This window comes from Paraburkholderia caribensis (assembly GCF_002902945.1).
In the GTDB taxonomy this organism is placed as follows: domain Bacteria; phylum Pseudomonadota; class Gammaproteobacteria; order Burkholderiales; family Burkholderiaceae; genus Paraburkholderia; species Paraburkholderia caribensis.
This window is the reverse complement of the sequence record NZ_CP026102.1, coordinates 1,232,312-1,249,220: the sequence shown is the minus strand read 5'-3', so window position 1 is coordinate 1,249,220 and position 16,909 is coordinate 1,232,312. Positions and strand designations below refer to the sequence as shown.

Annotated in this window: 17 protein-coding genes; 8 read left to right on the top strand and 9 right to left on the bottom strand. The window is 63.9% G+C overall.

The annotated features are described in order from the left end of the window. Window positions 1-48: 48 nt before the first annotated feature. Complete coding sequence (locus C2L66_RS22030) at window positions 49-558, bottom strand: Lrp/AsnC family transcriptional regulator (RefSeq protein ID WP_054934740.1); 510 nt, start codon at window positions 556-558, stop codon at window positions 49-51. 156 nt (window positions 559-714) lie between these two features. Here C2L66_RS22030 and C2L66_RS22025 point away from each other — a divergent pair, with 156 nt between their 5' ends. Further along, entirely contained in the window at window positions 715-1,731 is a 1,017-nt protein-coding gene (locus C2L66_RS22025; protein ID WP_060602933.1) for a 1-aminocyclopropane-1-carboxylate deaminase, read from the top strand. A 120-nt stretch (window positions 1,732-1,851) separates the two neighbouring features. Here C2L66_RS22025 and C2L66_RS22020 read toward each other — a convergent pair whose 3' ends face one another. Together C2L66_RS22020 and C2L66_RS22015 are read right to left on the bottom strand one after the other, a co-directional pair. Continuing rightward, a complete protein-coding gene (locus C2L66_RS22020; RefSeq protein WP_060602936.1) occupies window positions 1,852-2,616 on the bottom strand; it encodes a DUF4410 domain-containing protein in 765 nt (254 codons plus the stop codon). 234 nt (window positions 2,617-2,850) lie between these two features. Continuing rightward, on the bottom strand, window positions 2,851-4,875 hold the full coding sequence (locus tag C2L66_RS22015) for a glycoside hydrolase family 28 protein (RefSeq protein WP_060606762.1): 2,025 nt from the start codon (window positions 4,873-4,875) through the stop codon (window positions 2,851-2,853). Between the two features lie 521 nt (window positions 4,876-5,396). Between C2L66_RS22015 and C2L66_RS22010 the strand changes: the two genes are divergently transcribed. Genes C2L66_RS22010 through C2L66_RS22000 form a run of 3 tightly spaced genes read left to right on the top strand, consistent with a single transcriptional unit; the run spans window position 5,397 to window position 8,342 of the window. Further along, window positions 5,397-6,662 carry an MFS transporter gene (locus tag C2L66_RS22010; RefSeq protein ID WP_233445034.1) on the top strand — a complete coding sequence of 422 codons (1,266 nt, stop codon included), beginning with the start codon at window positions 5,397-5,399 and terminating at the stop codon, window positions 6,660-6,662. 37 nt (window positions 6,663-6,699) lie between these two features. Further along, complete coding sequence (locus C2L66_RS22005; protein WP_060602940.1) at window positions 6,700-7,512, top strand: NAD-dependent epimerase/dehydratase family protein; 813 nt, start codon at window positions 6,700-6,702, stop codon at window positions 7,510-7,512. Window positions 7,513-7,571: 59 nt separating this feature from the next. Next, window positions 7,572-8,342 carry an HpcH/HpaI aldolase family protein gene (locus tag C2L66_RS22000; protein WP_054934751.1) on the top strand — a complete coding sequence of 257 codons (771 nt, stop codon included), beginning with the start codon at window positions 7,572-7,574 and terminating at the stop codon, window positions 8,340-8,342. Between the two features lie 152 nt (window positions 8,343-8,494). On the opposite strand, the gene C2L66_RS21995 is transcribed toward C2L66_RS22000, so the two are convergent. The 3 genes from C2L66_RS21995 to C2L66_RS21985 form a co-directional block, all read right to left on the bottom strand. Beyond that, window positions 8,495-9,718, bottom strand: coding sequence for a porin (locus C2L66_RS21995; protein ID WP_060602943.1), 1,224 nt, complete (start codon window positions 9,716-9,718; stop codon window positions 8,495-8,497). Between the two features lie 132 nt (window positions 9,719-9,850). Beyond that, window positions 9,851-11,605 (bottom strand): L-arabinonate dehydratase, encoded by a 1,755-nt coding sequence (gene araD, locus C2L66_RS21990; protein ID WP_060602945.1) that lies wholly within the window; start codon window positions 11,603-11,605, stop codon window positions 9,851-9,853. Between the two features lie 99 nt (window positions 11,606-11,704). After that, the gene (locus C2L66_RS21985; RefSeq protein WP_060602949.1) at window positions 11,705-12,643 is read right to left on the bottom strand and encodes a dihydrodipicolinate synthase family protein; all 939 of its coding nucleotides are present in this window, start codon (window positions 12,641-12,643) and stop codon (window positions 11,705-11,707) included. Window positions 12,644-12,848: 205 nt separating this feature from the next. Between C2L66_RS21985 and C2L66_RS21980 the strand changes: the two genes are divergently transcribed. Next, a complete protein-coding gene (locus C2L66_RS21980; RefSeq protein ID WP_060602951.1) occupies window positions 12,849-13,154 on the top strand; it encodes a putative quinol monooxygenase in 306 nt (101 codons plus the stop codon). 38 nt (window positions 13,155-13,192) lie between these two features. Next, window positions 13,193-13,579, top strand: a complete 387-nt coding sequence (locus tag C2L66_RS21975; RefSeq protein ID WP_035989493.1) for a DUF488 domain-containing protein — start codon at window positions 13,193-13,195, stop codon at window positions 13,577-13,579. A 27-nt stretch (window positions 13,580-13,606) separates the two neighbouring features. On the opposite strand, the gene C2L66_RS21970 is transcribed toward C2L66_RS21975, so the two are convergent. Together C2L66_RS21970 and C2L66_RS21965 are read right to left on the bottom strand one after the other, a co-directional pair. After that, entirely contained in the window at window positions 13,607-14,320 is a 714-nt protein-coding gene (locus C2L66_RS21970; protein WP_060602954.1) for an SDR family oxidoreductase, read from the bottom strand. A 51-nt stretch (window positions 14,321-14,371) separates the two neighbouring features. Continuing rightward, the gene (locus C2L66_RS21965; protein ID WP_060602959.1) at window positions 14,372-14,935 is read right to left on the bottom strand and encodes an ester cyclase; all 564 of its coding nucleotides are present in this window, start codon (window positions 14,933-14,935) and stop codon (window positions 14,372-14,374) included. A gap of 110 nt (window positions 14,936-15,045) precedes the next feature. Here C2L66_RS21965 and C2L66_RS21960 point away from each other — a divergent pair, with 110 nt between their 5' ends. Further along, window positions 15,046-15,960 carry a LysR family transcriptional regulator gene (locus C2L66_RS21960; RefSeq protein WP_054934731.1) on the top strand — a complete coding sequence of 305 codons (915 nt, stop codon included), beginning with the start codon at window positions 15,046-15,048 and terminating at the stop codon, window positions 15,958-15,960. A gap of 191 nt (window positions 15,961-16,151) precedes the next feature. After that, on the top strand, window positions 16,152-16,412 hold the full coding sequence (locus C2L66_RS21955; RefSeq protein WP_054934730.1) for a hypothetical protein: 261 nt from the start codon (window positions 16,152-16,154) through the stop codon (window positions 16,410-16,412). 60 nt (window positions 16,413-16,472) lie between these two features. Here C2L66_RS21955 and C2L66_RS21950 read toward each other — a convergent pair whose 3' ends face one another. Then, complete coding sequence (locus C2L66_RS21950) at window positions 16,473-16,787, bottom strand: hypothetical protein (RefSeq protein WP_060602962.1); 315 nt, start codon at window positions 16,785-16,787, stop codon at window positions 16,473-16,475. Window positions 16,788-16,909: the final 122 nt, after the last annotated feature.

Genomic DNA, 16,909 nt, shown 5'->3' with positions numbered 1-16,909 from the left:
TGCCGATCAAACCCTATGCCTGCCGCCTTAAGCGCGACTTCGGGCGCGTCAGAATGGGAACCTGGTCGTCGACAGGATTTCCTTGAGCACCATGAAGCTGCGGATCTGCCGCACACCCGGCAGGTATAGCAATTGCTCCGCGTGCAGCCGGTTGAAGCTCTCGCTGTCGCGCGTGCGCACGAGCATGAAGTAATCGAATTCCCCCGTCACGACGTGGCACTCCATGCAGCCCGACACTTTTTGTGCAGCCTTCTCGAACGCCGCGAAGGTTTCGGGCGTGGAGCGGTCGAGCACGACGCCGATCACCACCAGCATCCCCGCGCCGAGCGCTTTCGGATCGAGCAACGCGACCGTCGCGCGGATCAGTCCCATTTCCTTGAGCCGCTCGACGCGCCGCAGACACGCGGGCGCGCTCAGCTTCACCTTCGCCGCGAGCGCGACGTTCGAGATCGACGCGTCCTGCTGGAGCTGCTTGAGGATCGCGCGATCGAGGCGGTCGAGTTGCGACAGCGGCGTAGCTTCACGAGCGGAGTCACCGCGTAATTTTGTTGCGCACATGGATAACTTTAAGAAATGAAGATAGGCAGGGTGTTTGAGATTCGTTTTTAAAGTAGCGTCGAGCAAATTATTTCGCAAGCTCATTTCGCGGGGTCTTTCCTATCATGTCTGTCAGCGCGGCACCGTTCGCGCCCTTCCAGACAACGGACCTCGACCATGAACCTGCAACGTTTCCCCCGCTACCCCCTCACCTTCGGGCCGACGCCGATCCAGCCGCTCAAGCGCCTCTCCGATCATCTCGGCGGCAAGGTCCAGCTGTACGCGAAGCGCGAGGACTGCAATAGCGGTCTCGCGTTCGGCGGCAACAAGACGCGCAAGCTCGAATACCTGATTCCCGAAGCGCTCGCGCAAGGCTGCGACACGCTGGTATCGATTGGCGGCATCCAGTCGAACCAGACGCGCCAGGTGGCCGCCGTCGCTGCGCATCTGGGCATGAAGTGCGTGCTGGTGCAGGAGAACTGGGTGAACTATTCCGACGCCGTGTATGACCGCGTCGGCAATATCCAGATGTCGCGCATCATGGGCGCGGACGTGCGGCTGGTGCCGGACGGCTTCGACATCGGCTTTCGCAAGAGCTGGGAAGATGCGCTCGACAGCGTGCGCGCGGCAGGCGGCAAGCCCTATGCGATTCCCGCCGGGTGCTCGGACCATCCGCTCGGCGGGCTGGGTTTCGTCGGCTTCGCCGAGGAAGTGCGGCAGCAGGAAGCGGAACTCGGCTTCAGGTTCGACTACATCGTCGTGTGCTCGGTAACGGGCAGCACGCAGGCCGGGATGATCGTCGGCTTCGCGGCGGACGGACGCGCGGACCGCGTGATCGGCATCGACGCCTCGGCGAAACCGGAACACACCCGCGAGCAGATTACGCGCATCGCGAAGCGCACGGCCGAACAGGTCGATCTGGGCCGCGATATCACCGCGCAGGACGTCGTGCTCGACACGCGTTACGGCGGCCCGGAATACGGCTTGCCGAACGAAGGCACGCTCGAGGCGATCCGCCTGTGCGCGCGGCTCGAAGGCGTGATGACCGATCCCGTCTACGAAGGTAAGTCGATGCACGGGATGATCGACAAAGTGCGGCGCGGCGAGTTTCCGGAAGGATCGAAGGTGCTGTATGCGCATCTGGGCGGCGTGCCCGCGCTGAACGCCTATAGCTTCCTGTTCCGCGAAGGCTGATCGCCGTACGAAAAACAAATGGCGATGCCTCAACGTATCGGGGCATCGCCATCCGTCTCCTCGCATCGAGGCCGCGACCCTGCGCGGCCCCGATTCCCCGCTTGTTCCCGGTTTCCCGCGTTATTTCACCAGTTCGCCCGGCATCCATCCTTGCGCGACGCCGATCTGCGCAACCTGCTTCGCCACGGAGTCGGCCAGCTTCTTCGCGTCGCTCGTGACGGTATCGTTCTTGTGCTCCGAGCCGACGTGCAGCGCGCCGCCCACGGCCGCCGACGTCGCCACGTGTCCTACTGCCGCGCCGACGCCCGCCGTTTCCGCGACGCCCGGCATATGACCGCTGTTCGCGTCGGCGTCGAAGGTCTGCACCAGTTGCGGCATGCCGCCTGCCGGCTTGTACAGCACCTGCACGTGCGCCGTCACCTCGCTCTTGCCGGCGCCGAGGCCGATCAACGTGCGGCGGCGATGGTTGCCCGCGTCGATCGAGCCGACCGCGCCTTCGACGATCAGCACGTTCTGGTCGGCAGGCGGCGGCGCGTCGGTGCGGATCGCGTGCACGCCCATCGACTGGAGTTTTGCGACGATTTCGTCCGTCAGCGCGTTGCTTGCCTCCGCGGCTTCCTGTGTTTGCGACGATTGCGACGAACCCGGGAAGCTTGCGCTCAGTTTGTGAATCAGGCCGCTGTTGTCGAGCTTCACGGATTCAGGATTGCTCGCGAACGTGTAGACATAGACGTTCTGCGGGTTCGCTTGCGTGAGCGTCGAGTATTGGGCGGTGTTCGTGACGCTGGCGGCCGCGCAGCCGCTCAGCAGCATCGCGCTGAAGGCGATTGCAGCGCAAGCGCTGCGAAGGGTCTTGCCACGAACGGAGTTGAGAGCTGCAAACATGTGAAGTCCTGTCATCGGTCAGAAGATTAAGCAGATCGTCCGATATTTGGCTTCACCAGAAGCAACATCGGCGATGTCACGGTTGCGTGAATCGCCGGTGTCGTTCTGTTGTTGTGTTCCGTTAGCTCTGCACGCGGAACGCAGTATGGTCGAGCGCCCGGATGATGGCTATCGACGAATTATGTCGACTCATGTCATGCGACGCATCGCCTTATGCGACAAGGGTTTCGAGGTTCATCGCGAGTCCACGACCGAGCTGTTGCAGACCGTCCCGCCGATGGTCACATTGGACAGCGAAATCGCATTCACGTTGTACGCGTAGACAGGCCCCGGCGTGGTCGCGCTGGCCGTGCCGTTGCATGCGGGCGTGCCGAGATTGCAGTTCGTGATCGTGACGCCCGAGATGGGCGGAATCGCGGGCGCGGGAGCGGCGCCGTTGTAGTCGAACGCGACGGGGCCCTGCGCGACGATCGCCTGGAAGCACGAGGCCGTCACGCCGTTCACCGTGACGTTGCTGGCCGTCACGTTTGAAATGTTCACGTTCTGCACGAGTGCGGGACGCGTGCGCACGGCATCGTTGGCGGGCTGATAGTCGCAATCGAATGTGATCAGCCCGCCCTGCGCCGCCGAAGGATTGGCGGCAGAGGCCGTCGCCACCCCCAGCGGCACCGTCGCGTTGATCGGGCTGCCCGCGAGCAACGCACTGCCGTAGCCGCCGCCCTTCAGATTGACGCCGTTCGGCAACGTGACGTTATCGACGTAGAAGTTCTTCACATAGCCGCCGCGATTCATGTTCGTCTTAATGCGGATCGCGATGTTCAGCGGATTGGTCTGCCAGTTCTGGTTGAGCATCTGCAGATTGCGCGCATAGATGTTCTGCACGCCGCCACCCATTTCGCTGCCCAGCGTGATGCCGCCGTGGCCGCTGTTCATCGTGCAGTTCTGGATCACGTGGTTCTGCGCGGGGCCGTAGGTGGTGTCGAGCGCCTTGCCGGACTTGATCGCGATGCAGTCGTCGCCCGTGTTGAAGGTGACGCCGTCGCACAGCACGTTGTTGCAGGCGTCGGGATCGAAGCCGTCGTTGTTCGGACCGATGCTGTCCGCCGTCACGCCGCGTATCACGACGTTCGCGCAGTCGGTGGGATGGTGCTGCCAGAACGGCGTGTTGTTGGTGCGGTAGTTCTCCATCAGCACGTTCGTGCAGCCGAGGAACTCGACCATGCACGGCCTCAGATAATGCCCGACGCCGAAGATCCGCTGTTCGACGGGCACACCCGCTTCCGATAGCGCCGGCAGATAGTTCTGGTCCTGCTGCCAGGGCGTGGCGGTGCTGGTCAACAAGGCGTAGAGCGCATCCGGCAAAGCGGGCGCGACCGTTTTCAGGTCGACGTTGTTCGGGTTCGTATAGGCCTGCGAAGGTGTCGTCGAGCCGGTGCAGCCATAGGCGTTCTTCGTGCCTTTCCAGGTCCACCAGCAGGTGCTCGAGCTGCCGCTGCCCGCGAACGGCGTCATCGCCTGGCCGTTGAGCACGGAGGTCGCGCCCTCGCCGGTAATCGCGATATTGGTCTGATTGCGTGCGTAGACGGGCGCGCCGAAGTTCAGGCAATCGTTTGCCTGCCAGCGGCTGTAATAGAGCTTGCCGTTCGATGCGCAATCGACAGGGCCGTCTTTCGCGTAGTCGGCGGGATTCGGGCTGAAATAGATCGTGCAGTTCGCGCCCAGATGGAAGTTCACATTGCTCTGCAACACGATCGGCCCCGCGCAATACCACGTGCCTGACGGCACCACGACACGCCCGCCGCCTGCCGCGTTGCACGCAGCGATGGCGGCAAGGAACGCGGCACGCGAATCGAACGATCCGGGCGCGTGGGTCTGGTCGGCGCCAGGGCTGGCTGGCGACGACGCCGAAGCGGCGTACGGATTGGTCGCGGCGATCACCGCGCAAGTCTGTGCGCCGTAACTGGTGACGACGAAATCGACGGGCGGAAACATCGACTGCGAAACCTTCTGCAGCGACGCGATTATCTGCCCGGCGGCGCCCGTGCTGCCCCAGATCGGGTCGCTGCTTGCCGTTGGCGCCGGAGGATCCGAATGATCGCCGCCGCAACCGGGCAGCGTGCCGAGCAGCGTGGCGCCCGCAGCGGCCCCCGCGAATGCGATGAAGGTGCGCCGTTGCGGCGATTGCGGACCGTCTGAACCTGCGCTGGATGTGCTCGAGCCTGCCCTGTTTGCGCGACTGCTTCTGTGGTGCGTCGTCACCGATGTCTCCTCGTAGTCTGCCTGCTTCGCTGGGATCGATCGCGCAGTCGACACGTTCTGCCGAATCGCGACGGAGAGATTGTTGTAAAACAACTTTAGTGGTGTCAAGCGCGTTTCTTCAACTTCTCCCGTTCCGCAGAATCCTGTCACAAATGGTTATATTGAGATTACAAGCGGATTTTAGCGATTTATCGGGAGCCGACGAGGGTCAGGGATGCCCCTGGGACAACGCAATATTTGCTTGACAACTTATCAAGCGAACGCGACGATGTCAGACATAGAAAAGCATGATCCAGCGCCCTTGCGCGGTCATGCGTTCGCAGCAGCGCCCGGCCTACCTCTGATTCATGGATCACGCTGCTGCGGCGTGGCGCAAGCCGCAGCGGTCACCACCTCGCGCCAACCCAACACAGACTCATCCAGACGGCATCGCAAGCGGCTCGATGCCCGTCATCCGCAGGAGACATGTAGTGCAACGCCATACGATCAAAGGATTACGCTGGTGGATCATCGGGCTCATCATGCTCGGGACCGTCTTCAACTATCTCGCGCGCAGTTCGCTGTCCGTCGCTGCCCCGACGCTCACCGACAAGCTGCACATGACGACGCAGCAATACTCGTACGTCGTCGCGGCATTCCAGGGCGCTTACACGGTGATGCAGCCCATCGCGGGCTATATCCTCGACTTCGTCGGGCTCAAGATCGGCTTTGCAATCTTCGCTATCGCATGGGCCGCGTCGAACATGCTGCACGGCCTTGCCACCGGCTGGACCTCGCTTGCGTTCTTCCGTGGCCTGCTCGGCATGAGCGAGGCCGCCATTTTCCCGGCGGGCATGAAGGCAATCAGCCAATGGTTCCCCGCGAAAGAACGCTCCATCGCGACAGGCTGGCTCAACACGGGCACGTCGATCGGCGCGATGCTCGCGCCGCCGCTCGTCGTGTACTGCATCCTCACGTTCAACTGGCAGATGGCCTTTGTCGTCACGGGCGGCTCGGCGCTGATCTGGGTGGCGCTGTGGCTCGTGTTCTTCCGCAAGCCCGAAGATCATCCGAATCTGTCGACCGACGAGCGTCAATACATCCTGTCCGGCCAGGAACCGCGCGCGCAAGACGCGACGGCGCGTCCGTCCTGGCGTCACGTGCTGTCGACGCGTCGCTTCTGGGGCATTGCCATTCCGCGCTTTCTCGCCGAACCGGCATGGCAGACCTTCAACTTCTGGATTCCCCTCTACCTGTTCACCGTGCGTCACATGAACCTGAAGGAGATCGCGCTGTTCGGCTGGATGCCGTTCCTTGCCGCGGACCTCGGGTGTCTGGTCGGCGGCTATCTCGCGCCGTTCTTCATTCGCCGCTTCAACGCGTCGCTGATCACGTCGCGCAAACTGGTCATTATCTGCGGCGCGGTGCTGATGGCCGGTCCCGCGTGCATCGGCCTCGCGGCCAGCCCGTATGTCGCGATCGCGCTGTTCTGCATGGGCGCCTTCGCTCACCAAGCCATTTCCGGCGCGCTGTTCACGCTGGCATCCGACGTGTTCGGCCAGCACGAAGTCGGCACGGCGACGGGCTTCTCCGGCATGTTCGGCTGGCTGGGCGGGATGATCTTCTCGTTGATCGTCGGCGCGTTGGCGGCTACTCTCGGCTATAACCCGCTGTTCGTCTGTCTGATGCTGTTCGACATCATCGGCGCGACTCTCGCGTGGAAGCTGATCACGCATGGCGAGTCGTTCTCGCCGCCACTGACGGGCGTGCCTGTGGAACTCGCCGGGCGGACCACATCGGGCCGCTGATTTCCTCGATACCTGCTATCTGCCATAAGGTTTGATCATGACGAAGATTGCGTTGAGCGGTGCGGGCGGTCAGCTTGGCCGCTTCCTGCGCGCCGCGCTGAACGAGCGTGGCGTGAACTTGCGGTCCGCGGCGGGCTCGCGCGCGCTGGAGCCGTTGTTCGACGGCGAGGACGTGATGCACGGCGATCTGCGCGACCCCGCCGTGGTCGACCGGCTGATGCAAGGCGTCGACGTGCTGATTCACATGGCGGGCACGAGCGTCGAACGGCCGTTGCCCGAGATCATCGAAAACAACTTGCGCGGCCTCGTCGAGGTGTATGAAGGCGCGCGTCGCCATGGCGTGCGCCGCATCATCTTCGCGAGCTCGAATCACGCGATCGGCATGTATCCCGTGGAGGACAAGCTCACGCTCGACTGCGCGTTCCGCCCCGATGGCTTCTACGGGCTGAGCAAGGCGTGGGGCGAATCGCTTGCGCGCATGTACTGGGACAAGCATGGCATCGAGAGCGTGTGCATCCGCATCGGCAGTTGCATTGAAAAGCCGACGGAGTTCAGACACCTCAGCACCTGGCTCGGTCACGACGACTTTCTGCATCTCATCGACCGTTGCATCAACGTGCCTGACCTTGGTTTCCAGGTGGTCTGGGGCGTGTCGAACAACACGCGCAGCTACTGGGACAATTCGGCCGCCGCGCCGCTCGGCTATCAACCACGGCAAAACGCCGAAGACTACGCCGACGAAATCCTGAAGCAGCCGAATCCGCTCGATCCCGTCGCGCAGCGTTTTCAAGGCGGCAGTTTCGTCACGATCGACTACACGCCGCCCGAGCAGCGCAACCTCCGTCGCTGACGGCCGCGCCGCGCACTCTGTGTTGAAGTCCCTGACGGTTCCCTTCCATGGAGAGCACGATGAAGCTTCCGGAGAACCCATTCAAACGCGCGCTGCGGGCCGGGCGCCAGCAAATCGGCTTGTGGTCGAGCCTTGCGAGCCACGTGTCGGTCGAAATCCTGGCGGGTTCGGGTTTCGACTGGCTGCTGCTCGACATGGAACACTCGCCGAACGAACTGCCGATGGTTCACAGCCAGTTGCAAGCCTGTGCGGGCACACCGACGCATCCCATCGTGCGGCCGCCGTGGAACGACATGGTGACGATCAAGCGCCTGCTCGACAGCGGCGCGCAGACCTTGCTGATTCCCTACGTCGAAACCGAAGACGAAGCGCGCGATGCCGTGTCTTTCACGCGTTATCCGCCGGAAGGCGTGCGCGGCTATGCGTCGACGGCGCGAGCCTCGGACTTTGGGCGCATCAAGGATTATCCGAAGCTTTGCGCGAGCGAGCTATGCGTGCTCGTGCAGATCGAGAGCCGGCTCGGCTTGCAGAATCTGGAGCGGATTGCGGCTGTCGAAGGTGTCGACGGCATTTTTATCGGTCCGGGCGATCTGTCGGCAGCACTCGGACATGTGGGCGACCTCAAGCATCCCGCTGTGCAGACAGCCGTCGACGACGCGATCAGGCGCATCGCCGCAACGGGCAAGCCTGCGGGCATTCTGACCGGCGATGAAGCGCTTGCGCGCCACTATATCGATCTCGGCTGTCTGTTCACGGCCGTCGGGTCCGACATCGGACTGCTTGCCCGTAACGCCGAGCAGCTTGCGGCGAGGTTCAAGGCGGCTGGATAAGAGCACCTGATTGGCACCAGAACCCGCCCGTTCGCTTCATGCGTCGGGCGGGTTTTGTTCTGTGCTCCGACTACTTCGACTAACCCGCGCACTCCATAAAAAAAGCGCCGCAATCGCGGCGCCCTGTCCTGCTTCTGCAATGTCAACCAGTGTCAGAACCGGTGCACCATGCCGACGCCCACGCCCACCATGCTGCGCGATGACGAAGGCGTCGAATTGAAGCCGTCGCCGATCGTCGCCGTCGCGTTGATGATGCTGCGGCCGCCCGTGCCCAGCGTCTGGCCGTTCGCGCGCTGATACGCCTGCAACGCATACAGACCCGTACGCTTGGACAGCGAGTAATACTCGGACAGGTTGACCTGCGAATACGAGGCGTTGCTCGTGATGCCGTTGGCCTTCGTCGCGCGCGTGTAGGCATAGCCCGTCGCGAAGTCCCATGCCGCCGTCGGCTTCCAGTGCAGCACGACGCCGCCCGAGTTCCAGATCGACAGGTCGTGGAAGCCCGACCCGATGCCCGGAATGTACTGCACGTTCGAATACGTCGCCGTAATGTCGAACTGGCTGTTGAACGTATAGCCCGCGCCGACCGCGAAGCGTTGCTGCGCGCGTGCCGACTGGTAGCCGTTGGTCACGGCCGAAACGCCCGCCTGCGCACCTGCATTCGACGTCGCCGTATCGGCGCCGAACGTGCCGCCATTCACGTTCGAGTTGTTGATCTTCGAGAAGCCGACCGCGATGCCGATCGGGCCTTGTGCATACTGGACCGCCGTGCTCCACGTCGAGCCCTGATACGCGCTGCCCGCCACGCCCCCGAACGAATACGAACCGCTGAACTTGAAGCCGTAGATTTTCGGCGACATGTACAGCAGCGTGTTGTTCGCACGATAAATCGTATCGAGACCGTCGACGTCGCCCGCGTGCGCGCCATAGAAGCCGGTGAGCCAGGTGGTCGGGCTGTACGGCGACAGCAGCTGGTAGTACGACGCGTACTGGCGGCCAGCCGTCAGCGAGCCGTAGTTGTCGTTCGTGACGCCGACGAACGCCTGGCGGCTGAACATCAGGTTGCTCGTCGACATCGCGCCGTTGTTCGCGCTGAAGCCTTCTTCCAGTGTGAAGATCGCCTTCGTGCCGCCACCGAGGTCTTCTGCGCCCTTCAGGCCGAAGCGGCTGCCCGCCCACACGCCCGTGACCATCTTGACGGACGAGTGACCGCCCGTGGTCGAACCGAGCGTCGTCGAGCTCGACTGATAACCAATGCCGTTATCGACGATGCCGTACAGCGTCACGCTGCTTTGCGCGAACGCAGGCGCCGCCGTGGCCAGCGACGCGCCAACCACCAGCGCCGCCTTGACGCCTGCGTAGTGTTTCTTCTCCATCCGTATCCCCTCCTGGGCTTGGTTATTGATGTTGTTGCGTGTTGTCGTCGCGCTGCGTGCGCGTTCTTGTTGTTCTGTTCCTGTCTCCCGACACGGACGGCGCTGCGCCTTTATCGCCGGATGCCGGGATGGTCAGTGAATCTCCGGCTCACCCGCCGCAGCGCTTGCGCCATCGCGTTGCAGGAAGTCGAAGTCGCAGCCCTTGTCGGCCTGCAGCACATGCACCTGATGCATCGCGCCGTAGCCGCGTGAGAACCTCGGCGCGGGCGCGACCCACTCGGCCTTGCGGCGCGCCAGTTCCTCATCCGATACCAGCACGTTCAGCTTGCGCTGCGGCACGTCGAGTTCGATCATGTCGCCGTCGCGCACCAGCGCGAACGGCCCGCCAATGAACGACTCCGGCGCCACGTGCAGCACGCATGCGCCATAGCTCGTGCCGCTCATGCGCGCATCGGAAATGCGCAGCATGTCGCGCACGCCCTTTTGCAGCACCTTCTTCGGCAGCGGCAACTGGCCCCACTCGGGCATGCCCGGCGCGCCGACGGGCCCTGCATGCTGCAATACGATCACGCAGGTTTCGTCGATGTCGAGCGCGTCGTCGTCGATGCGCGCGGCCATGTCGTTGTAGTCCTTGAACACCACCGCGCGGCCCGTGTGCACCATCAGATGCGGCTCGGCCGCGCCCGGTTTGATGACGGCACCATCGGGCGCGATGTTGCCGCGCAGGACGGCCAGACCGTTGTCCGGCATCAGCGGGTGGCTGCGGCGGCGGATCACGTCGTCGTTGAAAATCTGCGCGCCTTCCAGGTTCTCGCCGAGCGTCTTGCCGTTCACGGTCTTCTGCGAGCCGTCGATCAGTTCGCCCAGCTCCGCGAGCATCGCCTGCAGGCCGCCCGCGTAATAGAAGTCTTCCATCAGATACGCGCCCGTCGGCCGGATATTGGCCAGCACCGGCGTGCGGCGCGAAATGCTGTCGTAGCGGTCGAGCGTCAGTTCGATCCCGGCGCGGCGCGCCAGCGCAATCATGTGCACGATCGCGTTGGTCGAGCCCGACAGCGCGAGGCAGGTCGTCACCGCGTTGTCGATCGACTTCACCGTGAGGATGTCCGACGGCTTCAGGTCTTCCCACACCATCTCGACGATACGCATGCCTGTTTTCGCGGACATCTGCGCGTGACGCGAATCCGGCGCGGGAATCGACGCGAAGCCCGGCAGCGTGAAGCCGAGCGCTTCGGCGGCGCTCGTCATCGTAGAAGCGGTGCCCATCGTCATGCAGTGGCCCGGCGAGCGCGCAATGCCGCCCTCGACGCCCTGCCAGTCTTCTTCCGTGATCTTGCCCGCGCGCAGGTCGGCCCAGTATTTCCACGTGTCGGAGCCCGAGCCGAGCGTCGCGCCGTTCCAGTTGCCGCGCAGCATCGGGCCGGCGGGCAGAAAGATGGTCGGCAGGTCCATGCTGATCGCGCCCATCAGCAGCGCGGGCGTGGTCTTGTCGCAGCCGCCCATCAGCACGACGCCGTCAGCGGGATACGAGCGCAGCGTCTCTTCCGCTTCCATCGCGAGGAAGTTGCGGTAGAGCATCGTGGTGGGCTTCTGGAACGGCTCCGACAAGGTCTGCACCGGCAACTCGATCGGAAAGCCGCCCGCCTGCCAGATGCCGCGCTTGACCTCTTCCACACGCTGCTTGAAGTGCGTGTGGCACGGGTTCATCTCGCTCCATGTGTTGAGGATCGCGATAACCGGCTTGCCCGCGTACTCCTCGCGGCTGTAGCCCATTTGCGCCGTGCGCGAGCGATGGCCGAACGAGCGCAGATCGTTCACGCCATACCAGCGGTGGCTGCGCAGTTCGTCGGGGGACTTTTTCTTGCGTTCGTTGCCGTTGTTGCTCACGTCGTCTCACTCCAGGTATTGCTTCAATCCCACTTCAATGGCACCGCAATGCTGCCGCGCCGCGCTCGCATCGCTGCGCGGCGCATGCGTTCAAACCGGTCACGCGGAGACGTTGCCCGCGAACTTACGCTCGAACTCGAGCAGCTCGCGCGCCGCCTGCGCAACAGCGGCATGATGCTCGACAGGCGTTTCGCTCAGCAGCGGCAGGATCGAACCCATGTCAGCAATACCGGAAAACGTGACGGCATCGTGCAACACGCGAATCAGCGAGATGTTGTCGCGTAGCGTTTCAAGCGGCATGAATGCGTCATAGATACGCTGCGCTTCAGCGTCGCGGCCTTGCTTCGCGGCGGCCAGCAACCCCGTCACGGCATGCGAAGCGATACAGCCGCTGCCCGTCGTCCATGCGGCAAGACCAAAGTCACGGACATGCGTGAGCGCGGGACGCTCGCCCATGCCGGAAATCACCCGCGCCGGACTCACGCTCTCGAGCAGACGGCGCAGGTAGGGATCGTTCGCGGGGTTCTGGCGGACGATCGCATACTTGACGGCGATCAGCGTGCCGCGCTCGACGAGTCGCGCCAGCGTGTCGACGTCCACATAGTCTTCGCTCTTGATATAGAGCGTGAGCGGCATGCCCGCTGTGTCGGCGATGCGCGTCAGGCCCGCTTCGACCCCCGCCGGCGTCGTGAAGCCCGACAGCGGCAACACCATTGCGGTGCGATACGAGGTCTGGGCGAGGATGCGCGCCTGGTCCAGCATCTTGCCGAAATCCGGGCCGATTGCGGGGATCACGCGCGTAGTCGACGCCGCGCTCTCCGCCAGCATGTCGAGCAGGTCGCGATATTCGCTGACGGCTACGTGATAGAAATTCGCGTTGCCGCCATACAGCAGCGTACGCACGCCGCCCGCCTCGATATGGCGGATCAGTTTCTGGTTGGCATCGACGTCGAGCGACAGATTCGAGCGGCGCGCAAGCGGCGGGACTGCCATCACGGTCGACGCGAACTCGCGCTCGACGATCTGGGACTCGTTCATAAGATCTCGTAGTTCGGAGGGTGGCTGACAAGCCAGAAAATTATCACCCGCGTCGCAATGTTGTCAAACAACTTTTCGATGACTCGGTGTTTTCCATGAAATCGTTTGACAACGGTTTCCGCATGCGCCAACGCGGTCGCCATGGCAGCCGACATACGGTTACATTGGAAGATCGGCAACAAGCCGCATCGAAAGGAGACAGACGATGATCAAGTACGCACTGTTCGCGCGTTTCGAAGCGAAGCCCGGCAAGGAAGCGGACGTCGAGGCATTTCTGCAGAAGGGACTGGAACTGGCCAACCAGGAAACCACCACGCCCATCTGGTTCGCGCTGAAGATAGCCGAGCGCACCTACGGCGTGTTCGACGCCTTCCCCGACGAAGCCAGCCGCCAGGCGCATCTGGACGGTCCGATCGCGAAGGCGCTGATGGGCGTCGCGGACGACCTGTTCACGGGGCCGCCGCAGATCGGCCGCATCGACGTGCTGGGCATGAAGAACACGCTCGGCTGAACACCGCACGAGCAAACCGGAAAAGGAGACGGTAACCCATGGCCATACGCATCGTTCGACTCGGATCGGAACGCGCGCCGGATGAAGGCGTGCGCATCGGCACCGTGCGGCGTCCGCCGCGCGGCGTGCCGAAGGCCGAGTTCGGCAGCCGCAATTTCTACGACGTCTGGCTGCCGACGCTGTCGCCCACGCCGGAACTCGTCAGCGAAGCCCTGTCCGCCAGCAGCGACGCCGAGTGGAAGGCCTTCGTCCGCAAGTTTCGCGCGGAGATGAATCACGGCGACGCGCCGAAAGTGCTCGACACGCTCGCCGCGCTGTCCGCCACCGCGAATTTTTCGGTCGGCTGCTATTGCGAGCATGAAAACCGCTGCCATCGCAGCGTGCTGCGCGAGCTGCTCGCCGACCGGGGAGCGACGCTCGCGTAACGCGCTTTTCGCAGGCGCCCAGCACGTTCAGGCGATCGCGCCGCCTCCGTCGATCAACACCGTCGAACCCGTCGCGTAAGGCGTCGTCGCCAGATAGACGATCGCGTTCGCGACGTCTTCGGGCTGGCCGACGCGCCGCGCGGGCAGCCGGTTCGCAGCGCCTTCGAACATGCTGTCGCGCTCCTCGTCGGTGAGCTTCGACCAGAGCGGCGTCGCGATCAATCCCGGCGACACCGTGTTCACGCGCACGGGCGACAGCTCCAGCGCAAGGCCGCGCGCGAGCGCTTCGAGCGCCGCGTTGATCGCGCCTTGCAAAACGGACGTCTTGCTCGGCCGCACGGCGAGAAAGCCCGACACGAAGGTCAACGACCCGCCTTCGGCGATCTTCACGGCGCGCGCCACGCGGTAGGCGCCCCAGAACTTGCTGTCCATCGCCTTGTAGGCGTCGTCGAGCGGCAACTGGCGCACGGGGCCGGACGGCGTCTGCGCCGCCGAAATCACGACGTGATCGAACGGTTGCTGCGCGGCGAAGTACGCTTCGACGGCTGCGGCGTCCGTCGTGTCGATCTCGGCCGTCTGCACGCCGTGGCCGATTTCCTGTGCCGCCGCCGACAGCTTCTGCGCATTGCGCGACGCAATCGTCACCTGTGCGCCGAGCGCCGCGAAAGCCGTTGCCGCCGCCGCACCAATGCCCGAGCTGCCGCCGACGATCAGCACGCGTTTCGATTCAAGCGAATTCATCTGTATCTCCTTGCTCAAGAAAGTGAATGGATTGCGCCGTCACTTCGGCCGTCACTGCGCGACGACGCCAAGCTGCTGCAAAAACGTCAGGTTGTCTTCGAGATGCCAGTTTTCGGCGATACGGCCGTTCGCGACGCGGTAGATATCGGTGGCGATGAAATCGACATTCTGACCCTGCCCCTGCACGCCCTTGAACTCGCCCGTGAAGTGCCCGTGAAAACGCAGATGCACGACGACGCGATCGCCGCTGACCACCATCTGCTCGATCTCGGCCTGCAGATCAGGCACGACGGCCCGCACGAACTTCGACGCGGCAAGCGGCCCTTCGATGCCCTGCGCGCGGCCCGGCGGCAACGTGCGATCGGTGAAGCCGGGCGCGAGCGCGGCGCGGGCCAGCGCTTCGTCGCCCGTGCTCCAGAACGTGTCGTAGCGGCGCGCGGCGAGAATCTGCGCGTCGCGCTGTGCCTTGGGCAGGCTGTGATCGACGGTCAGTTGATGGGGCTCGACGAGCGAATCGTTCGAAACAGCGGCAAAAGCGGGCGCCGCCACAATCGACCCGACAGCCAGCGCGGCGCCCAGCAGGCGGCGCAACGGAGAAGCAGGACGAAACGACATGATGGGCTCCTTGAAGAAAAGCAACGGATCGGATTGATGGGTATGCTAGTCTTCGCGCCATGGAAGAAATACCACTTCAAGACTGATGAATCCTTTCTTTTTTGAGAAGAATGAGCGACACCCGCATCGACAGTCTGCCGGCCCTGATTGCCTTCTCCCGCGTGGTTTCGGCGGGAAGTCTGTCGGCGGCGGCACGCGAAATGGACCTGCCGCTGTCCGTCGTCAGCAAGCGGCTCGCGCAACTGGAGAAAAGCGTCGGCGTGCGTCTGATCCAGCGCACCACGCGCCGGCAAACGCTGACGGAAGAAGGCGCGCTGTTCCATGCGCGCGTCGTGCGCATACTCGACGAGATCGAGCAGGCGGAAGAACTGCTGTCGCAACGCCGCCAGGAAGTGAGCGGCCTGCTGCGCGTCACGGCGCCAGGCCAACTCGGCCGGCAGAAGATCGCGCCGCTGATCGCCGATTTCCAGCGGCTGCATCCGCAGCTCACCGTCCAGCTCGAACTGACGGACGCCGTCGTCGATCTGGTCGAAAGCGGCTTCGATCTCGCGATCCGCTTCGGCAGTCTCGCCGATTCATCGCTGATCGCGCGCTCGCTCGCGCCGAACTTTCGCGTGCTGTGCGCCTCGCCCGCGTATCTGCAGGCGCACGGCACGCCGAAGCATCCCGACGATCTGACCTCGCACCGCTGCATCCTGATCGGCGACCAGCGGCGCGCGGAATGGCGCTTCGAAGGTGACGAGAGCATCGCGGTGCGCGTCGATGCCGCGATCGTCACGAACGACGGCGAAGCCGCGCATCTGTTCGCGCTTGCCGACGCGGGCATCGCGGTGAAGTCGATCTGGGACGTCGGCGACGACATACTCGCCGGCAAGCTGCGACGCGTGCTGCCGCAACATTCGATGTCCGCCGCGCCGCTGCACGCGATCTATCCGCACAGCCAGCATCTCGCGCCGCGCGTGCGCGCTTTCGTCGACTATCTGCGCGAGCGGCTCGCACAAGCCTGGCGGTGGGAGACGCTGTAGGCCGCGTGCGCCCGCGCCGCGCGGCTGCGGCTTGATGATTTCTTCATGATCTGTCGATAGCGCCATCCTCGTGCGGCTCGCACCATATCAACAGCGAATCCCGCCGCGCCCGCCGCTTTCACCGGGGACGGCGCGGGCCTGCCGGCCAGTCAGCGCTGACCGTACCCGCATCGTTTCGAAGGAGTCAGATCATGAAGACGCTTCGCATCGCGGCGACCTGCGCGGTCGCTCTGTCAGTGGGATATGTTGGGCACGCAGGGGCGCAGGATCAATCCGCAACCGTGCCCGTCGCGCAAACGGCGCAGGATGTCGGCGGCATGCCCGACACGTCGTCCGGCCAGTCCGGACGCGCGATGGGCACCACACGCGCCGACGTCTATCAGGACCTGCTGCACTCCGAGCAGTCGGGTGAGCAGCATCGGCTGAACGCCAGCCTCTATCACGGCAAGTGAGCACCATGCATGCGATGCACCGCGGCCTTCGCGGCGCATCGCGCCTGGAACCGGCGCGCGTCAATAACCGATCCGCTTCTCGACGCTCCTGAATTTTCCCAGCGACCGATAGCGGTTGAACCACGGATTCGTGCGCAGCTCGCACAGTCGCGGCGAGCGCTCCGCGAGCGACACCTCGAGCCAGCGGAACATCGCGTCGGCCTGGCCCAGCCGGGCATAGAGTTCCGCGAACAGAAACGGCGACGTATAACGCGTCTGACGCCGCGCCTGCAGGTCCTGCAGATACCACTGCAACACCCGGTCATAACCACCCTCATCCCACGCCGCGCACGCCCGCTTCGCGTCAATCAGCGGAAGGCATTTCGCGGTCGACACCCGGCCAGAGTGCGTATCCGACAGCGCATGCTGTGTTACGGAACATTCTGGGCGACAAAACCGCGCTCGCAAAGCCTTCTTATGCATTTCGCAACGGCGGTGCGAGCTTTCGGATTGGGCGC